General features: G+C 45.7%; 19 protein-coding genes. 9 read left to right on the forward strand and 10 right to left on the reverse strand.

What is annotated here, in order from left to right:
* Window positions 1-38: 38 nt before the first annotated feature.
* Complete coding sequence (locus LZG73_RS01480; RefSeq protein WP_233845722.1) at window positions 39-1,175, forward strand: MFS transporter; 1,137 nt, start codon at window positions 39-41, stop codon at window positions 1,173-1,175.
* Window positions 1,176-1,190: 15 nt separating this feature from the next.
* Here the strand turns inward: LZG73_RS01480 and LZG73_RS01485 are convergent, their stop codons facing one another.
* On the reverse strand, window positions 1,191-2,324 hold the full coding sequence (locus tag LZG73_RS01485) for a BamA/TamA family outer membrane protein (protein WP_233845723.1): 1,134 nt from the start codon (window positions 2,322-2,324) through the stop codon (window positions 1,191-1,193).
* Window positions 2,325-2,473: 149 nt separating this feature from the next.
* Here LZG73_RS01485 and LZG73_RS01490 point away from each other — a divergent pair, with 149 nt between their 5' ends.
* The 3 genes from LZG73_RS01490 to LZG73_RS01500 all read left to right on the forward strand — a co-directional run bounded on the left by LZG73_RS01490 (window position 2,474) and on the right by LZG73_RS01500 (window position 6,238).
* Window positions 2,474-4,582: an alpha-amylase family protein gene (locus LZG73_RS01490; protein WP_233845724.1), complete on the forward strand. Its 2,109-nt coding sequence runs from the start codon at window positions 2,474-2,476 to the stop codon at window positions 4,580-4,582.
* 126 nt (window positions 4,583-4,708) lie between these two features.
* Window positions 4,709-5,734, forward strand: coding sequence for a DKNYY domain-containing protein (locus LZG73_RS01495; protein WP_233845725.1), 1,026 nt, complete (start codon window positions 4,709-4,711; stop codon window positions 5,732-5,734).
* Between the two features lie 30 nt (window positions 5,735-5,764).
* Window positions 5,765-6,238 carry a group II truncated hemoglobin gene (locus tag LZG73_RS01500; protein ID WP_233845726.1) on the forward strand — a complete coding sequence of 158 codons (474 nt, stop codon included), beginning with the start codon at window positions 5,765-5,767 and terminating at the stop codon, window positions 6,236-6,238.
* Window positions 6,239-6,291: 53 nt separating this feature from the next.
* Here LZG73_RS01500 and LZG73_RS01505 read toward each other — a convergent pair whose 3' ends face one another.
* From LZG73_RS01505 to LZG73_RS01525, 5 genes are all read right to left on the reverse strand, one after another.
* A complete protein-coding gene (locus LZG73_RS01505; RefSeq protein WP_233845727.1) occupies window positions 6,292-8,052 on the reverse strand; it encodes an SMP-30/gluconolactonase/LRE family protein in 1,761 nt (586 codons plus the stop codon).
* A 47-nt stretch (window positions 8,053-8,099) separates the two neighbouring features.
* Window positions 8,100-9,290 carry a DUF1624 domain-containing protein gene (locus LZG73_RS01510; protein ID WP_233845728.1) on the reverse strand — a complete coding sequence of 397 codons (1,191 nt, stop codon included), beginning with the start codon at window positions 9,288-9,290 and terminating at the stop codon, window positions 8,100-8,102.
* 103 nt (window positions 9,291-9,393) lie between these two features.
* Window positions 9,394-10,293: an ROK family protein gene (locus LZG73_RS01515; protein ID WP_255696995.1), complete on the reverse strand. Its 900-nt coding sequence runs from the start codon at window positions 10,291-10,293 to the stop codon at window positions 9,394-9,396.
* Between the two features lie 78 nt (window positions 10,294-10,371).
* Entirely contained in the window at window positions 10,372-11,616 is a 1,245-nt protein-coding gene (gene fucP, locus LZG73_RS01520; RefSeq protein WP_233845729.1) for an L-fucose:H+ symporter permease, read from the reverse strand.
* A gap of 85 nt (window positions 11,617-11,701) precedes the next feature.
* The gene (locus LZG73_RS01525; protein ID WP_233845730.1) at window positions 11,702-12,544 is read right to left on the reverse strand and encodes an alpha/beta hydrolase family protein; all 843 of its coding nucleotides are present in this window, start codon (window positions 12,542-12,544) and stop codon (window positions 11,702-11,704) included.
* Between the two features lie 166 nt (window positions 12,545-12,710).
* Here LZG73_RS01525 and LZG73_RS01530 point away from each other — a divergent pair, with 166 nt between their 5' ends.
* Window positions 12,711-12,875 carry a lmo0937 family membrane protein gene (locus LZG73_RS01530; protein WP_215235380.1) on the forward strand — a complete coding sequence of 55 codons (165 nt, stop codon included), beginning with the start codon at window positions 12,711-12,713 and terminating at the stop codon, window positions 12,873-12,875.
* A 93-nt stretch (window positions 12,876-12,968) separates the two neighbouring features.
* Here the strand turns inward: LZG73_RS01530 and LZG73_RS01535 are convergent, their stop codons facing one another.
* Window positions 12,969-13,613 carry an arylesterase gene (locus tag LZG73_RS01535; protein ID WP_233845731.1) on the reverse strand — a complete coding sequence of 215 codons (645 nt, stop codon included), beginning with the start codon at window positions 13,611-13,613 and terminating at the stop codon, window positions 12,969-12,971.
* Window positions 13,614-13,814: 201 nt separating this feature from the next.
* Between LZG73_RS01535 and LZG73_RS01540 the strand changes: the two genes are divergently transcribed.
* The 4 genes from LZG73_RS01540 to LZG73_RS01555 all read left to right on the forward strand — a co-directional run bounded on the left by LZG73_RS01540 (window position 13,815) and on the right by LZG73_RS01555 (window position 22,211).
* A complete protein-coding gene (locus LZG73_RS01540; RefSeq protein WP_233845732.1) occupies window positions 13,815-14,483 on the forward strand; it encodes an ABC transporter ATP-binding protein in 669 nt (222 codons plus the stop codon).
* An 84-nt stretch (window positions 14,484-14,567) separates the two neighbouring features.
* A complete protein-coding gene (locus LZG73_RS01545; RefSeq protein WP_233845733.1) occupies window positions 14,568-17,105 on the forward strand; it encodes an ABC transporter permease in 2,538 nt (845 codons plus the stop codon).
* Window positions 17,106-17,419: 314 nt separating this feature from the next.
* Entirely contained in the window at window positions 17,420-20,506 is a 3,087-nt protein-coding gene (locus LZG73_RS01550) for a SusC/RagA family TonB-linked outer membrane protein (protein WP_233845734.1), read from the forward strand.
* A 10-nt stretch (window positions 20,507-20,516) separates the two neighbouring features.
* Entirely contained in the window at window positions 20,517-22,211 is a 1,695-nt protein-coding gene (locus LZG73_RS01555; RefSeq protein ID WP_233845735.1) for a RagB/SusD family nutrient uptake outer membrane protein, read from the forward strand.
* A 57-nt stretch (window positions 22,212-22,268) separates the two neighbouring features.
* Here the strand turns inward: LZG73_RS01555 and LZG73_RS01560 are convergent, their stop codons facing one another.
* From LZG73_RS01560 to LZG73_RS01570, 3 genes are all read right to left on the reverse strand, one after another.
* Window positions 22,269-22,559: a helix-turn-helix domain-containing protein gene (locus tag LZG73_RS01560; protein ID WP_233845736.1), complete on the reverse strand. Its 291-nt coding sequence runs from the start codon at window positions 22,557-22,559 to the stop codon at window positions 22,269-22,271.
* Window positions 22,537-22,905 (reverse strand): type II toxin-antitoxin system RelE/ParE family toxin, encoded by a 369-nt coding sequence (locus tag LZG73_RS01565; RefSeq protein ID WP_233845737.1) that lies wholly within the window; start codon window positions 22,903-22,905, stop codon window positions 22,537-22,539. Before LZG73_RS01565 ends, LZG73_RS01560 begins: the two co-directional genes overlap by 23 nt.
* 91 nt (window positions 22,906-22,996) lie before the next feature.
* Window positions 22,997-24,028 (reverse strand): LacI family DNA-binding transcriptional regulator, encoded by a 1,032-nt coding sequence (locus LZG73_RS01570; protein ID WP_233845738.1) that lies wholly within the window; start codon window positions 24,026-24,028, stop codon window positions 22,997-22,999.
* Between the last annotated feature and the right edge of the window lie 16 nt (window positions 24,029-24,044).

The following is a 24,044-nucleotide window of genomic DNA, read 5'->3' on the forward strand; positions in this document are numbered from 1 at the left end:
CATAATATTGCATATCAATTCTTCTTCCAATTCACTTTATGCAAGAAACAGCAAAAATCAGCGCAGCACGTAAGGCCGTTTTACTCATTTTTCTTGTCTGCGGAATTGGCTTGTCCTGCTGGGCACCGATGGTGCCATTCGCAAAGCTTGCATTGGGATTGAGTGAGGCCGATCTGGGCGTCGTGCTTTTGTCCTTAGGAGCAGGTGCAATTTTAACAATGCCTTTCACAAGCGTATTAATCAATAAATACGGCAGCCGGAAAATTTCGCTTTGTTCCGCACTCATTATCGCTTTTATTCTTCCGCTGCTCTTACTCGCAAGAACGCCTTACGAGCTTGGGGCCGCCTTATTTGTGTTCGGAGCAGGCATTGGTTCGGTTGATGTTGCGATGAATGCGCAGGCCGTTTTGGTTCAGGAAAAGCATGGAAGCCACATTATGTCATCCTTTCACGGGATGTTCAGCGTAGGTGGCTTGCTTGGGTCAATTGGTTTGGGTTTTCTTATTAAGTTGGGATTATCGCCAACAGTTGCGGCGGTAAGCATATCGGCTTTGCTTATATTAATCACGACTACGCAATTCAGACATTTACTTCCGCATTCGGAAGAAGCGAAAATCGACAGCGCCAGCTTTGTTATTCCAAAGGGCGCGGTGCTCGTTTTGGGATTAATGTGTTTTATTCTTTTTATCGCCGAAGGCTCCTTGCTCGATTGGAGTGCGGTTTTTCTGCAATTTTCTCGCGGGTTTGATCCTTCACTTTCCGGCGTAGGTTACGCTGCTTTTTCTGTTGCAATGGCCACGATGCGTTTGACGGGCGATGGCATTATTCATAAGTTGGGGCCGTCAAAAGTCGTTTTGTATGGAACGCTTCTCGCAGGAATGGGCTTTTTAATCGCTGTTATTTTGCCTTGGGCGCCGGCCGCATTGCTGGGTTTCGTGCTCGTTGGGTTAGGAGCTGCCAATGTTGTTCCCATTTTCTTTACAGCGGCCGGGCGTTTCCCCAACATTCCGCCTTCAGTTTCCTTGCCGGCGGTGACCACACTGGGTTATGCCGGACAGCTCGCAGGACCCGCATTGATTGGCTTTATTGCAGAATTCACTTCGTTATCCATCGCTCTGGGCTTCGTCGGAGTTCTCTTGTTTATTGTCGCTTTCACCTACAAGCACAGGGATTGATTTTTGGTAAAATAATTAAAAAGCTTCTCCGGTAAACAGATAAAAGCCTGGTCCATCCTTTGTAAAACCGACGTCGAGCCTCAGATAGATGTCCTTTTTGGGAAACAACAAATAACGCAACCCCACGCCACCCGAGGGACGGATATGCTTAAACGTAAATGCATTGATCTTCGGAGCCACGACCGCAATTCCGGCAAAAGCCACCGCCCCGAATCGCTTGCTAAATCCGAAAGGGAGCCAACGGTGCTCAACTTGTCCCGCGATCATGTTTTTGTCCCGATAACGGCCGTAATAATAACCACGCATAATCATTTCCCCACCCATTAAAGCGAGCTGATTAAAAGGCACATTCCCGGAATAAAAATTACCTAAAACCTGCCACGCCAGCACATTACGCGCACTCACCGGATGCGATGAACGCACATCAACATTGACCCCGTGAAAATTGTAATCGCTTCCCAGACCGGAACCGTAATTTAAAAAAGAAATTTCCCCGAAAAAGCCCTTTCTGACGTTGAGGACATTGTGCCGGTTGTCGTAAACCAATGCTGCTCCCAAACCAATGTTACGCGTGCCGTCACTGCCCAGTGGCTTGTCATAAGTGTGATTATCAGGCTGTTCGAAGCTCGTATTGTATAATTGCTGATAGTCAAGCTCGGGTCCTAGGAACAGATTGGGTCGTAATTTTCTTAAAACGCGCTGTTTGAATAAAATATAATTCGCGTCGATCAACGCCGGATCTTTGTCAACCGTTTCGGGTCCTATGCCATAATAAAGCAATGGAAACCGCTGGAAACGCGTTCGGCCGAGAAAAAACCATTTGTCTTTATCTCCATAAATCGCATTATCGAGCCAGATTCCATATTGCGCTTCCAATGTCAGAAATGTAAAAGCCTGAATTTCACTTAACCGGTTCAATGTGTCTTTTTTGGCCTGAAAAATCAGCAGGGAAGAGAGTCCGAATTCGAAACTCGTTTCGGGCGAATAACCCAATGTCGGGTAAATCCGGAAACTGGACTCACCGGGCGCCGTGGTGTCGGAAATCGTCTTTTGGACAAAGCGTTTGAACCAGCCATCCTGCGCTTGCACGCAGTGATTAGCCACAAGGGACATCACCGAGACAAGCAACCAAGCTTTGATCTTCTTCAATTTTTGTAACTTTTAATGAGAAAGCATTTACAAACCAAAAGATATAAAAACTGCGCCAACAATGTTGTTTGCCTTTGGAAAATGCCAAATCCAATTCAGTAGATCGCCAGCACAAGCCCGCTTTCCCATTGAAACGACCTCGTCTTCTAATGAGAAAATTCGCGCTCTTCCTTTGTCTCTTATTTTTTTCAAATCACCTTTTTGCACAAAAATCTCCGACCGGCCAGCTCTGGTGGAAGCGGAACAATCTGCGTGTGATTCAAATGAATCTGCCGTCGTATGAAGCCGCGACGATCCATGCAGATTCCATTGTTGCGGACCTGATCACTTATTCGGCTAACACATTATTGATCAATGCAGGCGGCATCATGGCATTTTATCCTACCAAACTGGATTTTCATTACATCAATCCTTATATGAAGGAAAATGTGCTGGGCGATGTGATCAGGAAGTGCCATGAAAACAACATTAAGGTTATTGTCCGTTTCGATTTCAGCCGCGTTCACGAGAGCATTTTCAAAGCGCATCCGGACTGGTGCTACATTTCGCCAAAAGGGGAACGGATCATTAACACCGACATGTACGTCGTGTCCATTAACGCGCCTTATGTGCAGGAAAAGGCGTTCAAGATCATTGAAGAGGCGATTGACATGTTTCCGATCGATGGCATTTTTCTGAACATGCCCGGTTACCAGGTCAATAATCCATATGAAGGCAAATATCACGGCATTGACCAAAATGATTTTGACAAAAAGGCTTTCGCCGAATATTCAAACGGAAAAGTGCTCCCAACCGAGGAAAATAACGCCGACACGCTCTATCAGAAATATCTTAAATTTAAGAAATCGACGGTCGAGAACTGGTCGGAAAGGCTGCACAAACTGGTCAAATCGAAGAATGAGCAGATCGCCATTTGCACTTATTCGGACAAGTTTGTCGACATCATTCGTCATGAATCGCAGAGCATGACCACCCTGCCCTACTGGCCTTATACGGCTTCCGACAATGTCAGCAATGCGGTCAATTCCTTCCCGGATCACATTATCAGCAACGCCAGCATTCAGCAGATTTCGTTCCAATCGCGCTATAATGCCGTTGAGCCTCAGGAAGTTCAGATCCGCCTTTATGAAAACATTGCCAATGGTTCGGGGCTGGATCTCAGCATGATGGGCGATATGCGCGGCTATGAAGACGAGCGGAATTACGGCGTGATCAGGAAGGTTTATGCATTTCATAAAAAGCATGAGCAATATTTTGGGCGATATCAATCACTTGCTAAAATTGCCATCGTCGCACCCGGAGCCTGGCCCAGCGGGGAGCCCATGCAGGAATATCGCGGGATCCAGCTCATGCTTCGCGAAGCGCACATTCCTTTCGACATCATTGAAGACGGCCAAATCGGGAATTTGTCTGACAAAGTGAAAAGCTACAAACTCATTATCCTGCCCGAAATCACTTATTTGAAACCCGAAGCGATTCAAGTGCTGAAAGACGCAAGCAAAGCAGGCACAAACCTCATCGCGACAAATCGCACAATGTTCGACAGTCCCGAAAGTTTACTGCAATTATTTGGGGCGAAAATAGATAAGAAAGACAATGATGGAGCCGGCAATTATTTAGTGCCGGACGACAGGAACATCTTTAAAAGTTTCCCTGGACAAAAAATGCTGTTCTGGAAGTTCAACCTCGGACTTTATGATCTTTCCGGCACAGATCAGAAGCTGCTTCCCATTTTATCAAAAGGAAGGCCCGGCCCGCCGGAAATCATCGGCGGCCACGACCCGACCAGTTATTATGCGTTAGGGATCAAAAATCACGAGAAAAGCAAAGCACTCATTTTTCCAATTAACCTCGGCCGGATCTATTATATGCATGGTTATCAAGAGCACAAAAATCTGCTTCTGGACGCAATCAATTACGTTTTACCCGAGGCTAGCAAGGACATTCAAACCAATGCGCCCGAAAGAATTGAAATTATTTTAAAGGAATTTGTCAAGAACAACGTCAGTAATAAAGAGCAGGTTAAAAGTGACGGTCTGATCCTGCATTTGGTCAATTTAACCGGGTTCAGCGGCAACACTTACTTCGAGCCATTGCCTGTTTATAATCTCAAATTCAAAATCAGGTCTGATAAAAAACCGGCAAAAGTGTTTTCATTGAACACAGGAAAATCGATCAAGTTCACGCATTCCAATGCATTCATTAACTTAGAAATTGGCAAGCTGGATGCTTTTGATGGTGTTGTGATGGAGTATTAAACGTTTGAGTTGACATTACTTAATAATTCCGCCTTAGACTAATTAACATCTGCCGAAGGATAATTAAAGTGGAATTTGTATTTGGATCTATGAAGCTTAGTTAAAACACGACTAAACTTCTTTGCAATGAAATACATTTTATGGAGTATTTTAATATTGACGATAATTTGGATATGTGCAAAGTTTGTTGGCTGTTCATTTAAAAAAGGTGTTTTCAAGCCCGGCCTTCTTACTACAACGGGATATCATGTTCGTGATCATAGGGTTTATTACTACGGAGGTCTAATGAATGCTTCTATTCAGGAACTGGCTGAGGTTGACGCTTCGACTTTTGAGGTGGTGCGCCTTGACGATGATATTCCTGGAAAAGTGAGCAGATCGGACCATGCGCGAGATAAGAAGCATGTTTATTGGAGAGGCCTGCTTATTCCTGGCGCAGATCCGGCATCCTTCAAGGCTTACAATATGGAAAGAAGCAGAGATAAGAACTACATGTACGATAAGTTACGGGCCTTTTCAGATGACCCGGATAATTACAAGCATTTGATTGGAGACTTATACACTGACACAAAACATATTTATTGGAGCACGGTTATCATTTCCGATGAGCCTGATAATCTTAAATTTAATGTTCGTGCAGACTCCAATTCTATGACTTATCTGGCAGACAGCAAAGGAGTTTTTGCAAGCAATGGAACGCGCATGAAAGGGGTCGATGCAGCAACATTCAAGCCGTTGCCTAGGTTATATAGTTCGGATAAAAATCATGTTTATGTGTTTGATGTGCTGGAATTAAAGATCATTGAAGGTGCCGATCCCGCAAGTTTCAAGTTGCTAGGCGGAGATCACGCAATTGATAAAAAGCAAGCGTATTGGATGTATGACGTCATAGCTGGTTCCGATGTAAGCACATTTGAAAAAATAAATGAGCTATATGCCAAGGATGGTAAGCAAGTGTACTTTGCAGCGCAACCTTTGCTGGGATCTGATCCGCAAACTTTTGAAGTCCTACCCGGTCAATTAAGTTGCTCGTATGATAAAAACCATGTGTACTCAGGAAGTAAGGTTATCCCAAACATACACCCCGCAACTCTGCCCAAGGGTAAGAAATGCAAATTTTGTGATGACGAGCGAATTGTTTTTGAAGAATAAAACGAATAATCCAGACACACAGAACAAGCTATGGAACACAAGCAAATCCCAACGTTATATGAATGGGCTGGTGGAATGCCGGTTTTTGAGAAATTGACTGCACTTTTTTATAAGAAAGTCTTATCAGATTCGCTTTTGGAGCCGGTTTTTAAACATATGTCGACCGAGCATCAGCTGCATGTTGCGCATTTTATTGCGGAGGTTTTTGGCGGGCCTAAAATGTACAGCACGCAAGAAGGCAGCCATTTCAAAATGATCCAAAAGCATTTATCCAAACACCTGACCGAAGCCCACAGAAAACGCTGGGTAACACTGCTTTTGGAAACTGCCGACGAAATCAACCTCCCCGACGACCCAGAATTCCGCTCCGCATTCATCGCATACATTGAATGGGGCACGAGAATCGCCGTCCTCAATTCCAATGTCGACGACCTGACAATGAACCCCGCAGAACCAATGCCCAAATGGGGCTGGGGAGTCCCTGGCGGGCCATTTCTTGGCTGAATACAGGCGAAGACCATTATTTTAGAGCAATGCGTCCGTGCATGATACCCTGTTTATAACTTCGGCGCGTCCGGTTTATTGGGCGCGTCCCAACCATTTGCTCCCTTCACATTCAATTTGCGGCGGTAAACTTTTTCGTTGGCAGTAACGTAAATCGTGTCGAAATCTTTGCCTCCGAATGCCACGTTGGAGGCCATACCATTTGGCGTTGGTAATATGGCATTAACTCGGCCGGTTTGATCCAAAACCTGAATTCCAGCGCGTGTTGCCACATAAATGCGTCCTTCGCGATCGCAAGTAACGCCATCGGCCCAGGCGTTTTCATCGTTGTCTCGAACGTGCAGCCAGCCGAATTTTTGTTTGTGAGCCAATGTGCCGTCTGGCTGGATCTGATATGACCACACCCAGTGTGTCGCAGATTCCGTGGCGTAAAGCAATGTTTGATCCGGTGAGAGTGCAGCGCCATTTGCAAAGAGCAGGCCTTTGTCAGCAACCACTTTTTCACCGTTTGGCCTGATCAAAAAAATGGTGCTCGGCTTCTCCCTTCCATCCGGGGCCGTAATGTAAACATTGCCGTTATGCGCAACGGTCACGTCATTTCCCGCAATGTCTTTGGCGATTTCATGCCTCTGATTTTTAGCATCATAACGAACAATTGAAAGGCTTTTCTTCGCCACTTCATAGCGGTTTCCGTCTTTGTCAAACTCCGCGCCGCTTGCATTTTCCGAGTCTTCATTAACTGTCACGACCTGGCCATCCAGCCCGACTTTGTATGTTTTGGAATTGGGAATGTCCTGAAAGAAAATTTCACCGGACTGGTTTGCCGCGATGCCTTCCGTAAACTTATAACCTTCTGCAACAAGCTCCCATTCCTGGCCAGGTATGAGCATGGCGCTTAACATTTGATTCTGTGATGGACCTGATTTAACAGGTTTTGGCCAATCCTTCCATAAGAAACGCATGGCTTCGGGAAATAATGCGGTTCCGTGCTTGCCATTGTGGCCGCCTTCACCCCATTGATGTTTCACCTCATAACCTGCAAATGTCAGCGCACGAAGCATGGTCTGATTGGCCATCCACCAGTCGCCCGCGTAAATGTTCAGATCATTTGCGCCGTCCTGCAAGAAAATCCGGATGGGTTTCGGCTCGTATTTTCTGACCAATGTCGGATAACGGTCGGCCCCACGCAGACCTACATACGTTCCGATTGCACTGTAAACTCTGGTAAATGCATCCGGGCGTTCCCATGCCGCAGTGAATGCGCAAACCGCTCCGCTGCTCGACCCGCCGATTGCACGGTCGTTGCCATTTTTGGAAAGCCGAATTTGTCGTCCGTCGCTCGTTTTCTGCTTCTCCACTTCGGGTAGAATTTCTTCCAAAATAAATTTGGCATAGGCATCACCCAAACCGTCATATTCAAAACTTCTGTTAAAACGATCATTGGCCTCGTTTCCATTGGCCGCTTTCACTTTTCCATGCATAACAAAAACGCCGATCGTAACGGGCATTTCACCTTTATGGATCAGGTTATCAAACACAACAGGCGCTTTCCACTGAATTCCGTCCTGATTGACATAGACACAAGCTGGCTTGTCGGCTTTGTATTGAGCGGGCACATAGACCCAATATTCGCGCCAAGTTCCGGGGAAAATTTTGGATTGGTCAAATGTAAATTTCAAAACTTCGCCTTTGGGAACGCCGGCCTGCTCTTCTGAGGCTGGATCGACAGGAAAGTTTTCAGCGGGCGCTTGCGCAAAAAGTGTTTTTATTGATATACAAAAAATGAGAATGAGCGTGCGTGCAATGTGCGTCATAATGAACTTTGGTTAGGAAGGTTTTAATGTAAAGAGTTTTATAAATGCTATAAATAGCTCAGCCACCATTGTTTGTTTCGTTCACGGTAATTCCCAAACCACTTGCAAGGATAGTAAAGTGCCAGGAAAATGGAAATCCAGATCACGTAGACCATTCCCAAACTATATCCAAAATCAACGGGGCGAAATTTGAAGAAAAGCTCCGGCGCCGTTGCCTGCGTCCAGGTGTAACCCGATGACAAGACGGCGACCATGGTCAGCAGGTGGATCAGGTAAAAGTGCAGCATGAAATAAAAGAATGGCACTTTTCCATACACGGTAAAAAAACGTGTCAGTTTTGTGTTCGTGTGCTCGGTTAATGCCAGCAAAATCAAGATTGGCCCAAGGGTCATGAGCGAGAAAAGCAGTGATGGCGGATATTTTGAGGCATTCAGGAAGGAGAAAAATGTCCGGAATCCTTCGATTTGCACACTCCACGGAGCCTGGTCTCCGTAAACATTGATCAGGCGTAATGTGATGAAAATCACAATTGCCGCAGCTCCCGATTGCAATAACAGCTTTTTGCGTTTCTGCTCAGGAAAAGCGCGGTTGTAAATTACGCCCAGTCCATATCCGGACATCATAATGCCCGCCCAGGGCAGGATTACATAAAGAAAAGCAATGTTGCCGCCGTCGCCTCTTGGCACAAAAAGCCCTGCTCCTTTCATAAAAATGCCGAGAAAAATATCAAGTCCTGAGCCTGGCGCCGCTTTAACAAGATCGAAAAGATTATGTCCGAAAATGAGGACAAGGCCTGCGATTAAAATGGTTTTTGGTGAAAAGAAACGTACAAACAAGCCCAAAACAAGCATGCTGGTTCCCAGCGCCCAGAGCACGGCCAGGAAAATGGTTTTGAATGTTACATCAAATGAAAAAGCAAATGTCATGAATGTGAGTTCCACGACAATGAGCCACAAACCGCGCTTTAACAGGAAAGAAGATGTCTCAGCAGTTGTTTTATTTTGCCCTGATAAATAGGCGGAAATGCCGGAAAGAAGCATGAAAGACGGCGCACAGAAATGCGTAATCCATCTCGTAAAAAACAGCGCTCCGTGGGTCGTTGCTGGATCGAGCGGGTCGGCGGTGAATGCCGTGATGTGGAAATAATCACGAACATGATCCAGTGCCATGATGACCATTATAAGCCCGCGGACCGTGTCAATAGACTTTACGCGCAAGGAGATTCCGTTAGTTGGCATACAACCAAAGTTTTCCGATAAAGGTGATTTTATTCACTAAGAAGCTTCGGAAAACGCTGGTTTACTGTTGATAACATTTCGAAATCCCCTTGCTACGCGTGTTTTACAAAAGTGCGGCCCCAAAAACCCCTGCGCTATCGCCCAGTTTTGGTTTCAGGATGGGCGTGGTCACGACACCTTTGTTAAAAATGTATTTTTTTATCTTTTCAAAACCTGCCGTATAAAGCAGCTCCACATTGCCTACGCCGCCGCCAATCACAATCAAACCCGGATCGAGCACATTGATTAATGTTGAGATTGCGCGGCCGTAAAATTCGAGCAGCCGTTCAATGGTTGCTTTGGCGAACTCATCCTTGCCTTCGTGATAGCGCTCCAAAATCACTTTCATCGTCAATTTTTCCCCGCTAACCTGCTCATAAAAACGCTCCAACGCGGGACCGGAAATGACTTGTTCAACGCAACCGGCTTTTCCGCAATAACAAGGTTCGCCGTTTTCTTCCAGAATGTTATGGCCCCATTCGCCGCCGATTCCGTGATGACCAGCAATGATTTTATTGTTAACGACCAATCCACCGCCCACGCCCGTCCCCATAATGACACCAAAAACGACCTCAGCTTTGGGATAATCCTTTCCCGCTCCGATCAATGCTTCTGCTAGAGCAAAGCAATTGGCATCATTAGCCAGCTGAACTGGAATGCCTAATATTTTTTCAAGATCAGCTTTCAACGGCATGCCATTGAGACAGATCGTGTTGGAGTTTTTCATCAGCTGAGAATCAGGCTCCAAAACGCCCGGCGTAGCGAAACCAAGGCGCGTCGGCTTCTCCCCCACTTGCTCGGCAACCTGATCGATGAGCTTTTTGATTTGCGATAAGATATGCTCATATCCTTTTGCCGATTCGGTCGGAAGGCGCATGCGCACGACCACTTCCAGGTTCCGGTCCGGATCCAGAACGGCACATTCTATTTTTGTTCCTCCTAAGTCAATTCCCCAGAGTTTCATAATGATAAGGCTGTCGGCATTGGCTTTCAGCTTGCTGTTTTATTGGTAAATAGTTAAATTTTGATGGACAAAAAGTGCTTAACGCACCTTGTAATATTTATATCCAAACAAGAAAATCACCGCGTAGCAAATGATTGGCAGATAATAAGCATGCGCCACATCAGATTCCGCAACGGCTCCCATCGCAAATGGAAAGAATGCGCCGCCCACGACCCCCATTGAAATAAAAGAGGAAGCCTGTTGCGTATGCGCTCCCAAATTTTTCAATCCCAAACTAAAAATGGTCGGGAACATAATGCTGAAAAAGAAGTTGAGCATCATTAAAGCAATGAATGAAGGCCAGCCCCAGCTTTGCGCAACAATCAGACACATGACAATATTACAAGCTGCAAAAACGGCTAGAAGCGAATGCGGCGCGATAAAACGCATCAGGAATGTTCCTACAAAACGGCCCGTTAGCATCAGCACAAAGAACAGGATCATGTAATTTCCTGCGACTGCGTCTGTGAAACCCATTTTTTCGTGGCCATAATTGATAAAAAATGCCCACGTTCCGGCTTGTGCAGCCACATTGAAAAACTGCGTAAAAACAGCCCATTTGAAATGTCTGTGCTCAAAAAGTCCTTTCTCCGGATGCGTGTCAATGTTAGCCGCATCTGGATTGGCAGCCACGTGCGGATCAGTAAGTTCCGGGACTTTTACAAATGAAAACAGGACCGCAATTGTGGCGATCACGCTTCCGATTACAATATATAATGTCTTCACAGATGTCAGATCCGTGCTGCCTTCTACATTATTTCTTAACAAAAAATAGGAACCAACTGCGGGCCCAATGATTGTTCCCAATGCATTGAAAGCCTGAGCAAAGTTGATGCGCATATCACTCGTGCGCTGGTCGCCCAGTGACGCGACGAACGGGTGTGCAACGGTTTCCAATGTTGAAATTCCGCACCCGAGGATAAACAATGCGCCACCAAAAAATGGAAACGAAGCCGCGGCAGCCGCTGGCACAAACAGGAATGAGCCCAATGCAAAAAGCGACAATCCGAAAAGGACACCGTTTTTGTAGCCAAAACGCTTCATAAAAAGCCCGGCCGGAATGCCCATCACGCCATAAGCGCCGAAAATGGCAAATTGTACGAACGCGGATTGCGTTTTGGTAAGACTTAAAACGTGTTGAAAATGTTTATTCAAAACGTCGCCCATCGTAATGGCAATTCCCCAGAACATGAAAAGAGACGTGACGAAGATGAGTGTGATGAGATATCGGTTTTCAGTGAATCGGGCTTTTGTGGGTTCCACAGTCGAGGAATAGTTGCTCATTTATCTGAATAGTAAAATTAAATGTAAGGTAGGTTCTATTGTTGCAAATGTAAATTAGAGAAAATTAAAAACTGTTTCCAATCGATCAGTCAATCGCTGCTGTTTTCGGATTCTTTTTATTGAAATAATTACTCATAAAAAGAAGCTGATATTGGACTGCATTGGTCCAGTAAGCCCAATTGTGCGCACCCGGACGCACAAGATAATCGTGTGGGATATTTCTGTAAACGAGCTGATCGTGCAGGTTTTCGTTCACTTTGAAAAAGAAATCGTCCGTGCCGCAATCGATAATGAGCGCCAATGCATTAGGCGTCAGCAAATGCAGCATGTTCACAACCGTATTTTTCTCCCAGCGCTCGGGCTGCTCAGCGTATTTACCCAAGTTCTCAGCCATGCCCCAGTTATTGGGAAATGGGCGAATGTCCACACCGCCGCTCATGCTTCCGGCTGCTCCAAAAACATCCTGATGTTTGAATGCCAGATACAAAGCGCCATGTCCGCCCATGCTGAGGCCGGTAATGCCACGTCCGCTTTTGTCTTTAATTGTTTTGTATTTGCTGTCAATGTGCGCGACCAGCTCTTTGGAAACATAAGTTTCGAATTGTGATTTGGCATCAATCGGACTGTCCCAATACCAGCTGCTGTAACCGCCATCCGGGCAAACAATGATCATATTATGCAAGTCGGCAGCTTTTTGAAAACCCGGGACTTTGGAAATCCAGTCGGCGTGGTTGCCGCTGTGGCCGTGCAACAAATAAACGACCGGAAAGGCCTTACCTGCCTCATATTGGTCGGGGCGGATGATAACGGCTTTGAGATTTTTCTTCATTGCATTGCTGTAAACCTGGATTGTGTCCACGGTTGCGGCATGGGTCATCAGGCGCAGGCCAATGCAAAAGAACATTAGTAAGAGAGCTTTTCTTTTCATAAAGTTTGAGAAATTTTTCTACAACTTGAAGCTATGCTGTTAGTCATTTAATTGCAAAATTGTAGAATGCGGGGAATATTGACGCCTTATTTTGAGAAGAGTTTGCTGGCATTCTAATTGATATAATGTCATTGTCACATTAACTCTAACTCAAAATATTAAGACAATGGGAAATCTTCTTTATACAATAGCTGTCATTCTGGTCATTATATGGCTGATCGGTTATTTTGGCTTCGCTAGCTTTGGAATGGGTAACATCATTCACATTCTTTTGGTGATTGCAGTTGTTGCAATAATTCTTCGTGTGATTCGTGGCGACAGGGTTGTGTAAGGAAAATACCTATTAGATAAGCAAAGGCCCGGAATGGATGTTTTTAACATCGTTCCGGGCTTTTAATTTGTGCACATACTGATAATGAAGTCGTTATAACAAATCTTTAATTTTTACCCAGACATTCTCTGCAAGGATCTTGTGTCCTTCTTCTGTTGGGTGAATGCCATCAGGCAGGTTAAGCTTTGCTTCGCCGCCGACGCCTTCAAGCAAGAATGGGATGAGCGTAAGGTCATTGGTTTTGGCAATGTCGCCATAAACCGCCTTGAAATCAGCAGCATATTTTTGACCCATGTTCGGTGGAATCTGCATTCCCGCGAGCACGAGTTTAGCGTCGGGATATTTGGCGCGCACTTTATCTAAAATCGCTTGCAGATTTTTCTTCGTTTCAGAAACCGGAATGCCCCTTAATCCGTCGTTTCCGCCCAATTCCAGCACAAAAATGTCCAAAGGCTGTTTCAAAAGCCAGTCGATGCGGCTGTTGCCGCCCGAGGTCGTTTCGCCGCTGACGCCGGCATTGATCACTTTATAATCAAGATTTAACGAATCCAGACGTTTCTGGATCAAGCCCGCGAAGCCTTTTGACGGATCATCCAGACCGTAAGCGGCCGTTAAGCTGTTCCCAAAGAAAACAATCGTTTTTTTAGCGGATGTTGCTGGTTTTGAAGCCGTTTTGGAAGCATCCGTCGTTTCCACAGTCTCCTTTTTTTCGTTATTGCAAGAAATTAAAACTGCCATTAAAAGCAGCAGTTGAGGCATAAAGCGAAAGCGATTCATATTGATCAACGGGTAAGTAATGTTGAGGCAAAGGCCGTTCATTTAGTTTTAAACGCCGTTTAGCCTATATTTATGTGCAACGTTAATCCAAAAGAGCCAAATTGGAGTAAATCAAATTGCCTTGTTTTGGCACTGCGGAAAACATAAAATTATAAACAATTGATGGATACCATACTCGATCTGCAACAGGTTAGTAAAATATATAAAAGTGGCGACCGTTCCCTGACCGTTTTAGACAATATCAATTTTTCAATCACTGCCGGTTCCACCATGTCGATTGTTGGGCCATCCGGAAGTGGAAAAACGACATTACTGGGCCTGTGCGCCGGTTTGGATCGCGCCACGTCGGGCAATGTTGAATTACATGGCACGAGGCTGAATGGGCTTAGCGAAGATCAGCTTGCGGCGGTCAGAAACCAATATGTAGGCTTCATTTTCCAAAATTTTCAATTGCTGCCGACATTGACGGCGCTTGAAAATGTAATGGTTCCTTTGGAGCTCCGGGGCGAAAAAAATATCAAGCCGCGCGCGCTCGACCTGCTTGACAAAGTAGGCCTCGGCGAACGAAGCCACCATTATCCCACCCAACTTTCGGGCGGAGAGCAGCAGCGCGTTTCCCTTGCGCGCGCATTCTCTAACAAGCCGCAGATCCTTTTTGCCGATGAGCCAACGGGAAATCTCGACGCCGAAACCAGCGAAAAGGTCGTAAAACTGCTTTTTGATCTGAATAAAGAAGCCGGAACAACACTGGTTTTGGTAACCCACGATCTGGAACTGGCTGCAAAAACACAACGGATTATTCGCATCAAAGGCGGCAAGCTGGTTGAATAACTTTGACTTGCTAAGTCTTAAGACTTGGTAAGTCTTAAGACTTAGCAAGTCAATCGCATCATCAGCCGTCAAAATCACAACAAAATGAATAACATTAATTTCCGCTGGTTGCTGCAAATGGCCTGGCGTGATAGCCGGAAAAACCGCTCCCGCCTTTTTCTGTTCGTATCTTCCATCATTCTCGGCATTGCCGCGCTCGTCGCCATTTATTCACTCGGTGATAATTTGCGGCTGAACATTGATAATCAAGCAGCAACATTGATCGGCGCCGACCTCGCATTATATTCCGGGAAGCCGGTTGAGGGCAAAGCCAAAGCGCTCGTTGACTCTCTGGGCAAGATCCGGTCCGAGGAAAGAAGCTTTGCTTCCATGGTTTATTTTGCCAAAAGCGGCGGAAACCGGCTTGCGCAGGTGAAAGCATTGGATGGCGACTTTCCTTATTATGGAAAATTCGAAACGATTCCGGTTTCTGCTGAGAAAACTTTCCGAAACGGTCAGCAAGCACTTGTCGATCAGACGCTTATGCTTCAATATCAGGCAAAAGTGGGAGACTCGATCAAGATCGGGAATGTGACGTTTGCCATTGCCGGAATTTTGGAAAAAGCGCCCGGTTCAACTGGACTTACCAGCACAGTTGCGCCTTCCGTTTACATTCCAATGCGTTATTTGACACAAACCGGCCTGATGCAAAAAGGAAGTCGCGTGGCTTATCGTTATTATTATCTTTTCCCAAAAACAACAGACGTTGAGAAGCTGGCCAAAAGACTAGAACCACGTTTTGAGGCGGGTGATCTGGATTACAAAACCATTCAATCACAAAAAGAAGACACGGGAAGATCATTTCGTGATCTGACGCGTTTTCTGGCGTTAGTCGGGTTTGTCGCCTTATTGCTCGGCTGCATTGGTGTTGCGAGTGCGATCCACATTTACATTCGCGAGAAGCTCAATTCCATTGCTATTTTAAGGTGTCTGGGCGTTAAAGCTTCGCAGGCATTTCTAATTTATTTGATTCAAATTGTCGGAATTGGCGTCATAGGCTCTGTCTTAGGCGCTATTTTGGGGACGACCATTCAGCAATTCTTGCCCATTGTTATCAAGGACTTCCTGCCTTTCGAGCTCACAACGGACATTTCCTGGCTGGCTATTGGACAAGGCCTGGCCATTGGCGTGCTGATTTCCATTTTGTTTGCATTGCCTCCGCTCGTTTCCATCCGCAAAGTTTCCCCGCTGAATGTCTTGCGCGTTTCGCTCGATTCTTTAAAAAATGACAGAGATCCGCTGACCTGGCTTTTATACGGATTGATCGTCCTTTTTGTGTTCGGGTTTTCGTTTTTGCAAATGCGGACGTGGATTGAGGCGCTCATTTTCACGGCAAGCATTTTGGCTTCGTTTGTCATTTTATATGCGACTGCAAGTTTGTTAATGTGGCTCGTTCGTAAGTTTTTCCCGACGTCGTGGAGTTATTTGTGGCGACAAGGACTGGCTAATTTATATCGTCCCAATAACCAGACGGCGATTTTGGTTGTGTCCATTGGCTTGGGAACAGCGCTGGTTTGCACATTGTTTTTTGTCCAAACCATCCTACTCGACCGCGTAAAATTATCGTCGAGCGGCAACCAGCCAAACATTGTCCTTTTCGACATTCAGGAAAGCCAGAAAGAAGCGGTGCTCGCACTGGCCAAAGCGCAGCATGTGCCGGTTAACCAAAATGTGGCGATTGTAAACATGCGATTGGAGGAGGTTAATGGCAAAACGGCTGCTGATTTTGAAGGAGATACGACAGCCGAACAATCGCGTCGCATTTTCGGCCGAGAATATCGTGTCACTTTTCGTGATTCACTGAGCTCTTCCGAAAAGCTGACCAAAGGCCAGTGGAAAGGCACTTATAAACCCGCTGATGGCCTGATTCCCATCTCATTGGAAGAAGGCTTTGCCGACCGCAGCCGGATCAAACTTGGGGACACGCTCGTTTTCAATGTGCAAGGAACCATGATGAACACAACCGTGACCAGCTTCCGGGAGGTTAACTGGGGCGAAGTGCAGACCAATTTCCTTGTCATTTTCCCAACCGGCGTGCTCGAAGAAGCGCCTCAGTTTCACGTTATGCTCACGCACGTGCCTGATCCGCAAACGTCTGCGGTTTTCCAAAGGGCCATTGTGAGGCAGTTTCCTAACATTTCAATCATCGATCTGGCGCTGGTCCTGAGGGTTTTAGACGACATTTTCAATAAGATAGGCTTTGTGATCCGCTTTATGGCAGGATTCAGCATTCTTACCGGGCTCATCGTCCTGATCGCCTCAGTATTAATTAGTAAATACCAACGTTTACAGGAAAGTGTGCTGCTGCGCACGTTGGGCGCGAGCCGTAAACAAATCTTCGCCATCACCGCATTAGAATATTTCTTTCTGGGCGCTCTGGCCGCATTAACGGGCATTTTGCTTTCCCTGGCAGGAAGTTGGTTACTCGCCAAATTCAGTTTCGAAGCCGAGTTCCGGCCGGAAGTGCTTCCTGTAATTGTTATATTTTTATTCGTGTCGATGATGACGGTTTTCATTGGCCTGATCAACAGCCGCGGCATCCTCTACCGCCCACCGCTGGAAGTTTTGCGCCAGGACGTGTAAAACAAGCAAACGGGCGATTTAACAATTCCTTAAAACTCATTAGTTTCCTTAACAACAGATAACTACGACTTTTGCGTGCAAATGGTCGTGGTTATCTGCGTTTTATTGTGCCCTTGAATCATCCAATTAATTCTTTATATTTTTTCAAACGTTTGCATAGAATTTCAAACGTTTGAAATTGCTATAAGGTAATTTCTATTTAATATTTTTAAAATACAATTGCAATCTTGTATTGCCAAAATACAAAAGCCGATAACGCTCGCTTCAAACCCACTATCTATTTTTTACTAACAATTAATCCAATAATTAATCTCATGAGAAAAACTTTGACTCTATTAGTCAAAACCGGAAAACTCAGAACGTGCATTTTGCAAGCAACGGCCATATGCGGCCTGCATGCAATGGCGGTCGCGGGCAATCCGGTTTGGAAAGGCCCGTCGGAGCATGTTGGAACAGACATGATTGCCATACAAGAAGTGACGCTTACCGGAAAAGTCCTCGCAGATGGCACAACGGAAGGTTTGCCGGGTGTTACGGTGGTGGTAACCGACGTGGCAGGCGGCAGCAAACAAGGCGCAACAACAGATGGAAACGGTGTTTTTTCAATTGCTAACCTGCAAACCGGAACAAAATACAATCTGGAATTCAGTTACATTGGTTTTGAAAAACAATCACTCAATGACTTTCTGCTTACCGAAACGAACAACAATTCGATTGAAATAAAATTGAAAGAGGCGGCTTCAAATCTGAGCGAAGTTGTTGTTGTCGGTTATGGAACAACCGTAAAAAAGGACATTACCGGATCGGTGAAATCATTGAAAAGCACCGATTTCAACACGGGGATCATCAACTCGCCTGAGCAATTGCTGCAAGGAAAAGTCTCGGGCGTGAATGTAACGTCTGCAACGGGCGAGCCGGGCGGTAAAACGAGCATTACGGTTCGTGGTCCAGGTGGCGTTCGTACGGGAAGCACACCGCTTTTTGTGGTGGACGGCATGGCGCTTGACAACAGCGGAACGGGCGGTGACACAAATCCACTGAATTTCCTGAATCCGCAGGATATTGAATCGATCGATGTTTTAAAAGATGCCTCTGCAACAGCAATTTATGGTGCAAGAGGTGCAAATGGTGTTATCTTGATCACGACTAAAAAAGGCAAGTCGGGTCAGGCAAGCGTAACCTATTCCGGGTCTTTGGGTTTATCGAAAATGGCTCGTCCGCTGGATGTGCTTTCCGGTCCTGAGTTTCTGACAGAAGCCGCAAACCTGGGCGGGACGGTCATCAACGGCGGTGCTGACACAGATTGGCAAAAGGAAATCTCCCACACAGCAACCACGCACAACCACAATGTTTCTGTTGGCGGTGGAACGGACAAAATGACTTATTATGGCTCTTTTGGAACACAAAAGCAGCAGGGAATTTTGAAAGGAAGCCAGCAGGACCGTTACACAGGGCGCATTAATTTGTCCCAAAAACTGCTTAATGATCGTGTTACGCTGGATGTGAACCTGAATGCAACCAACACCAAAAACAAAAGGCCGAACATTCAGGGCATGATTGGCGGCGCAATTACAGCAAACCCGACTTACGCTCCTTACAATGAAGATGGAACGCCATTCCAATATCAGGATGGGACGAATCCATTGATCCCCTTGAAGTTATACAAGGAGCTTTTGAGCACAAACCGCGTTTTGGCTTCCATTTCTCCATCCGTAACCATTATTAAAGGATTGGTTTACAAACTGAATTTCGGACTTGATAACTCGACTGCGACCCAAGATCGCCAGACTTTGCCAAACACAGTTCCTTTTGAAATCGGCCGTTTGGAAAATTATCAGTTGAAAAACACCAACCGGCTGATTGAGAACTATTTGACTTACACAGTTAACAACAAGCTGCACAGTTTCAGCGCACTTGTCGGACATTCTTACCAGCACATTTCGCTGTCCGGAAAAAATTTCAGCATTAACAAATTCCCTATTTCAGACATTGAGCCGATTTACAATCCAGGCCTCGGGCAGGATTTGACATTGATTTTGAACCAGCCTGGGGGTTATGCCACAATTAATGAGCTGCAATCGTTTTTTGGCAGGGTGAATTATGGTTTTAAAGACAAATATCTGGCCACTGCGACCCTTCGTGTGGATGGATCTTCAAAATTCGGTGCGAACAACAAATATGGTTATTTCCCTTCATTCTCACTGGGTTGGAGGATCTCGGAAGAACCATTCATGAAGTCGTCTCCATTTTCAGATTTGAAGCTGCGTGCGGGCTGGGGATCAACCGGAAACCAGGAAATCCCTTCAAAAATCACTCAGGCACGTTTTACGTCAGTCGTTTCGGGAACCACAAGTTATCCCTTGACGCCAAGCGGCCCTTATCCGGCAGGAACAACCAACACAAGGTTAGCAAATCCGAACATTCAGTGGGAAGTTTCAAAGCAGACCGACATTGGACTTGATTTTGCTTTGTTCAAAGGAGCTTTAAGTGGTGAAGTGGATTATTTTACCAAAACTTCTGAAAAAATCCTGCTCGAAGTGATCCCTGCCGATCCTATTCAGCCGGCTGGAACATTCTGGACCAACGTGCCGGATATGAAAATCAAAAACCAGGGCCTTGAAATCGACCTAAATTATCGCAATGCGCTGGATAACGGACTTCGCTATTCATTTGGCGGGAACATTACTTTCATCAAAAATGATGTAACCGGCTCTCCTTATTCTGTGATTCCTTCGGGCGCTGCGCAAGGCTCCGGTCTGACTTCGGCAACGATCAACGGTTACATTAATAATGAGCCGATCGGAACATTCTTCCTGAAAGAGTTTATTGGTTTTGACGAAAAAGGCATCAGCAAATTCCGCGACACAGATGGTGACGGAATTGTAACGGATAAGGACCGCATTGCCGCAGGAACCGCTCTTCCGACGCGCATGTATAATTTCAATGGCAATTTGTCTTTCAAAGGTTTTGACCTGACAGCCAACTTCAATGGCGTTGCCGGAAATAAGGTTTATGACAACACGGCCAACTCTAACTTTTATAAGCTAAAACTGTCCAAAGGCGTCAACGTAACACCGGAAGCCTATGCCGATGCGGCCGAATCGGTTAATAACTCTGCGCCTGTTTCGACAAGATATTTGAAAAATGGTGCTTATCTGAGATTGAACAACCTTGTATTGGGCTACAATCTGAACACGGCGAAGCTTGGCATTAACAAATGGGTTCAAACGGTTCGCTTGTCTGTAACTGGCCAAAACCTCGCGCTTTGGACCAAATACAACGGTTATGATCCCGAAGTGAACAACGACCGCTCTGTGAACGGCATCACTTCTTACGGGATTGACTATCTGAGTTATCCGAAGGCTAAAACAATCCTTTTTGGTCTAAACATTGGTTTTTAAACATTAAAAGATGAAAAAGAAATTATCCATCATATTTGCCGTTGCCAGTTTTTTATTTGTTGCAAATGGCTGCACGGATCTTGAAGAGCAGGTTTTAGACGAAACCCTTCAAGCAAATTTATCTCCTGACGAAGCCGCAAACGGCCTTGTTGCTCCGGTTTACGCGTTGCTTCCCAATTTGTTTCAGCACACGACTTACTTTGCGCTGAATGAGATCTCCACTGATGAAGCCATCCTGCCTTACCGCGGCGGAACAGATTGGGGCGATAACGGGATCTATCTTGCACTGCATCAGCACAATACAACCGCAACGGACCCGAATGTGAATGCAACCTGGGGCACCTTGGCACAGTCTATTTCAAGATGTATTACTGCAATCAGCGGTTTGAAGGATTCAAAATCTGCAAATGCGGCGGTGTATGCTGCCGAAGCGAGAGGCATGCGGGCTTACTACAACATGCTTATGCTTGATATGTTCGGCGTTGCCTTCGTGAAAGATGATCCAAATGTTGCTTCCGTAATTATTCGTGGTGATGAAGCTGTAAAATACATTGAAAGCGAACTGCTTGCCATTGAGCCCATTGTGCAGCCAAAATCGGCTGTGGGCCCGGGAAGGTTGAACCAGGCAGCGGTCTGGGGATTGTTGTCTCGCTTGTATCTGAATGCCGCTGTTTACCGTAACGTTTACGCCCCGACCATTGAATTTAATACGGGAGATTTGGACAAAGTGATCCAGTATACGGACAAAATTATCGCGTCAGGCCAGGCAAAATTGTCACCAGATTACTTCGCAATTTTTGGAAATAAAAACCATACGAACGAAGAGTTGATTTTCGCTGTCGACCAGCGCGCTGACGTTAATGGTCACAATCGTCTGGCATATTTTTCCATCTCCGGAGATCAATTTCCCTTGGCCGCTTACCCCGCGGCAAACGGAACGGACGGGCCTGCAATTACTTCTGATTTTTACCAAACATGGGTGCAAGCTTACGGCGCAGTTGACCCCAAACGCGATCCGCGTTTTTATCAGGAAAATATGTCGGTGTATTCCAATAAGGCCGATACTTGCATCAATGATGCCGATTACAAGATCAATCGCGGGATTTTGAGAGGACAGCAATATGGTGCTTTGCGCGTAAACGGCGCATTTGTAAGGTGCCCGGACGGGAGACTTAAAGTTGGAAAGCTGACTTACGTGACGCGTAATAAGCCGGACCTGGCTGTAAATTTTTCCGAAAAAATCGATTTCACAACGGCTGGAAGCAACCACGACACCGGATTTCGTGTAGAAAAATATGAGTTCGGCACTGAGTCAAATACTGGTCGTAACAAAGGCGACGCGGATATTGTAATCCTTCGTCTGGCCGACATTTACATGATGCGTGCCGAAGCAAAATTGCGCAAAAGCAACGACGCAGCAGCTGCATTAGCCGACGTAAACCTGGTAAGAGCTTCCAGAACAGCCACAACGCCTCCGCCCGCATTAACCACCATGAACCTCGACCTGCTTTTTCGCGAGAGAGGATTTGAATTCTACTGGGAAATGCTCCGCCGCAGCGACATGATCCGTTTCGGAAAATACGAGGGCAAATGGACTGAAAAGAGCAATTCAGACGTCAAAAAAAGAATCTTCCCGATTCCACAGACAGCAATCGACGGAGCGTCCCGCGACGAAGGTTACTTGAAGCAGAATGAGGGTTATTGATTGAGTTTGATCTGATATTACCGAACAACCCAGGGTTTACGCGCTGGGTTGTTTGGCTCAAAATTCAAGCTCAATCTTTACCTTCCCTCCGAGCCCTTTTTCTACAATATCGTAAAGTGTTTTAAGCGTCAGGTTACTTCCATCATTTTCAACTCTGGAAATGTATTCTCTTTTCTTGTTGATGATCTCACCGAGCTGCGCCTGTGTAAGCGCCTTATCTTCACGAGCTTTTCTTAAAAGCAATCCAATTTTGAAGCTCTCAAAATCTCTATCCAACTGATCCCGCCATTCTGTCCCTACTTTACCGTAAACTTCATCTTTAATTTCATCCCAAGTCGTGATGTCCATTGTCGCTATGTTTAGTGTGATAATATTCTTGCATTAATCTCACTGCTTTGTCAATTTCCCTTTTAGGAGTTTTTTCTGTCTTTTTTTGAAAACCGTTTAAAAGTATAACAAGCTTATTATTATCAAAAAAACAGAAAATTCTCCAAATGTTAGAACCCAGCCCAATGCGTGCTTCGTAAAGTCCTTTTGAACCTTCGATATGCTTTAAGTAGCTTGCAGGAATTCGTTCCAATGTTTCAATTGCCAAAAGCACCCCGTAAATCTTTTGTTTTATCTTGGGCGCTTGTTGATCGATAAATTCTTTGAAATAGTGCTTGTATGCAACAACGTTCCTAATCTTTGTCATGATAAAGGTAACTTATAAGTTACTATGATGCAATAGCGCATCCATTATCTGACGTCACTTCGAACGAATGGTCACAATAAATTCAAAATTTTTAAATCCGCAACGAGCTCTCGCGAATGATCAACTCGGAAGGCAGCACAATGCTCTCATGCTTAAAGTCTTCTGCACCGTTGACCTGGTTCAAAAACAACCGCGATGCTTCCATGCCGATTTTGCGACCGGGGCGATTTACGGTGGTTAGGGAAGGAAATGTGTATGCGGAGATGGGAGAATTGTCAAAACCGATCAGGCCGACATCCTGTGGAATTCGGAGCCCCTTTTGTTTGACCACCCGCATGGCCCCGATCGCGACCTGATCGTTCACCCCGAAGATCGCGTCCGGCGGAGTAGCCATATCAAGCAAGCGTTTGGTGGGAACAATGGCGCTTTCTACATTAAAATTGGTGTTGATAATGAATTCTTCGCGGACGGCCATATCGTATTTTTTCAAACAATCAGCATAGCCTTTGAACCGCTGTTCACTGACTGTCAGTCCATTGGGCCCTTTCAAATGGGCAATGTGCTTGTAACCAATGCTGATTAAATGCTCGACTGCGGCAAATGCTCCATGATAATCATCCACGGTGGCTCGGCTGGTTTCAAAATCTTCGTATTCGCGGTCAATAAAGATGAGTGGTGTTTTCCTTTGTATTACGTGTTCCAAATGTTCGTAATAGCCTGAATTATACGTTTCCTGTGACACGGACAAGAATATCCCTTCGGTGCGGTTAGAAAGGAGCTTAGACAAATATTCTTTTTCTAATGCGTAATTCTCATTGGTAACACAAATGTTGAGCGTGTAACCCATCGGCTGTAATGTGGTGTGAAGCCCGTCAATCACAGCGGTTTCGTAATAATTACTGATCGTCGGAACCACCACGCCGAGCGAGGCTGTCTTTTTATTTAGTAAACTAAGCGACACTTCATTTCGCTGATAACCCACTTCCCGGGCGTATTCCTGGATGTTTTTGCGGGTGTCTTCGTTGATGGCGGGATGGTCGTTCAGGGCGCGGGAAACGGTGGACGGGGAGCACCGGAAACGGCGGGCAATGTCTTTTATGGTTACGGGTCGGGCGGAATTCATTTTATAATTATGGCAA

Source organism: Dyadobacter sp. CY326 (assembly GCF_021390515.1).
GTDB lineage: Bacteria > Bacteroidota > Bacteroidia > Cytophagales > Spirosomataceae > Dyadobacter.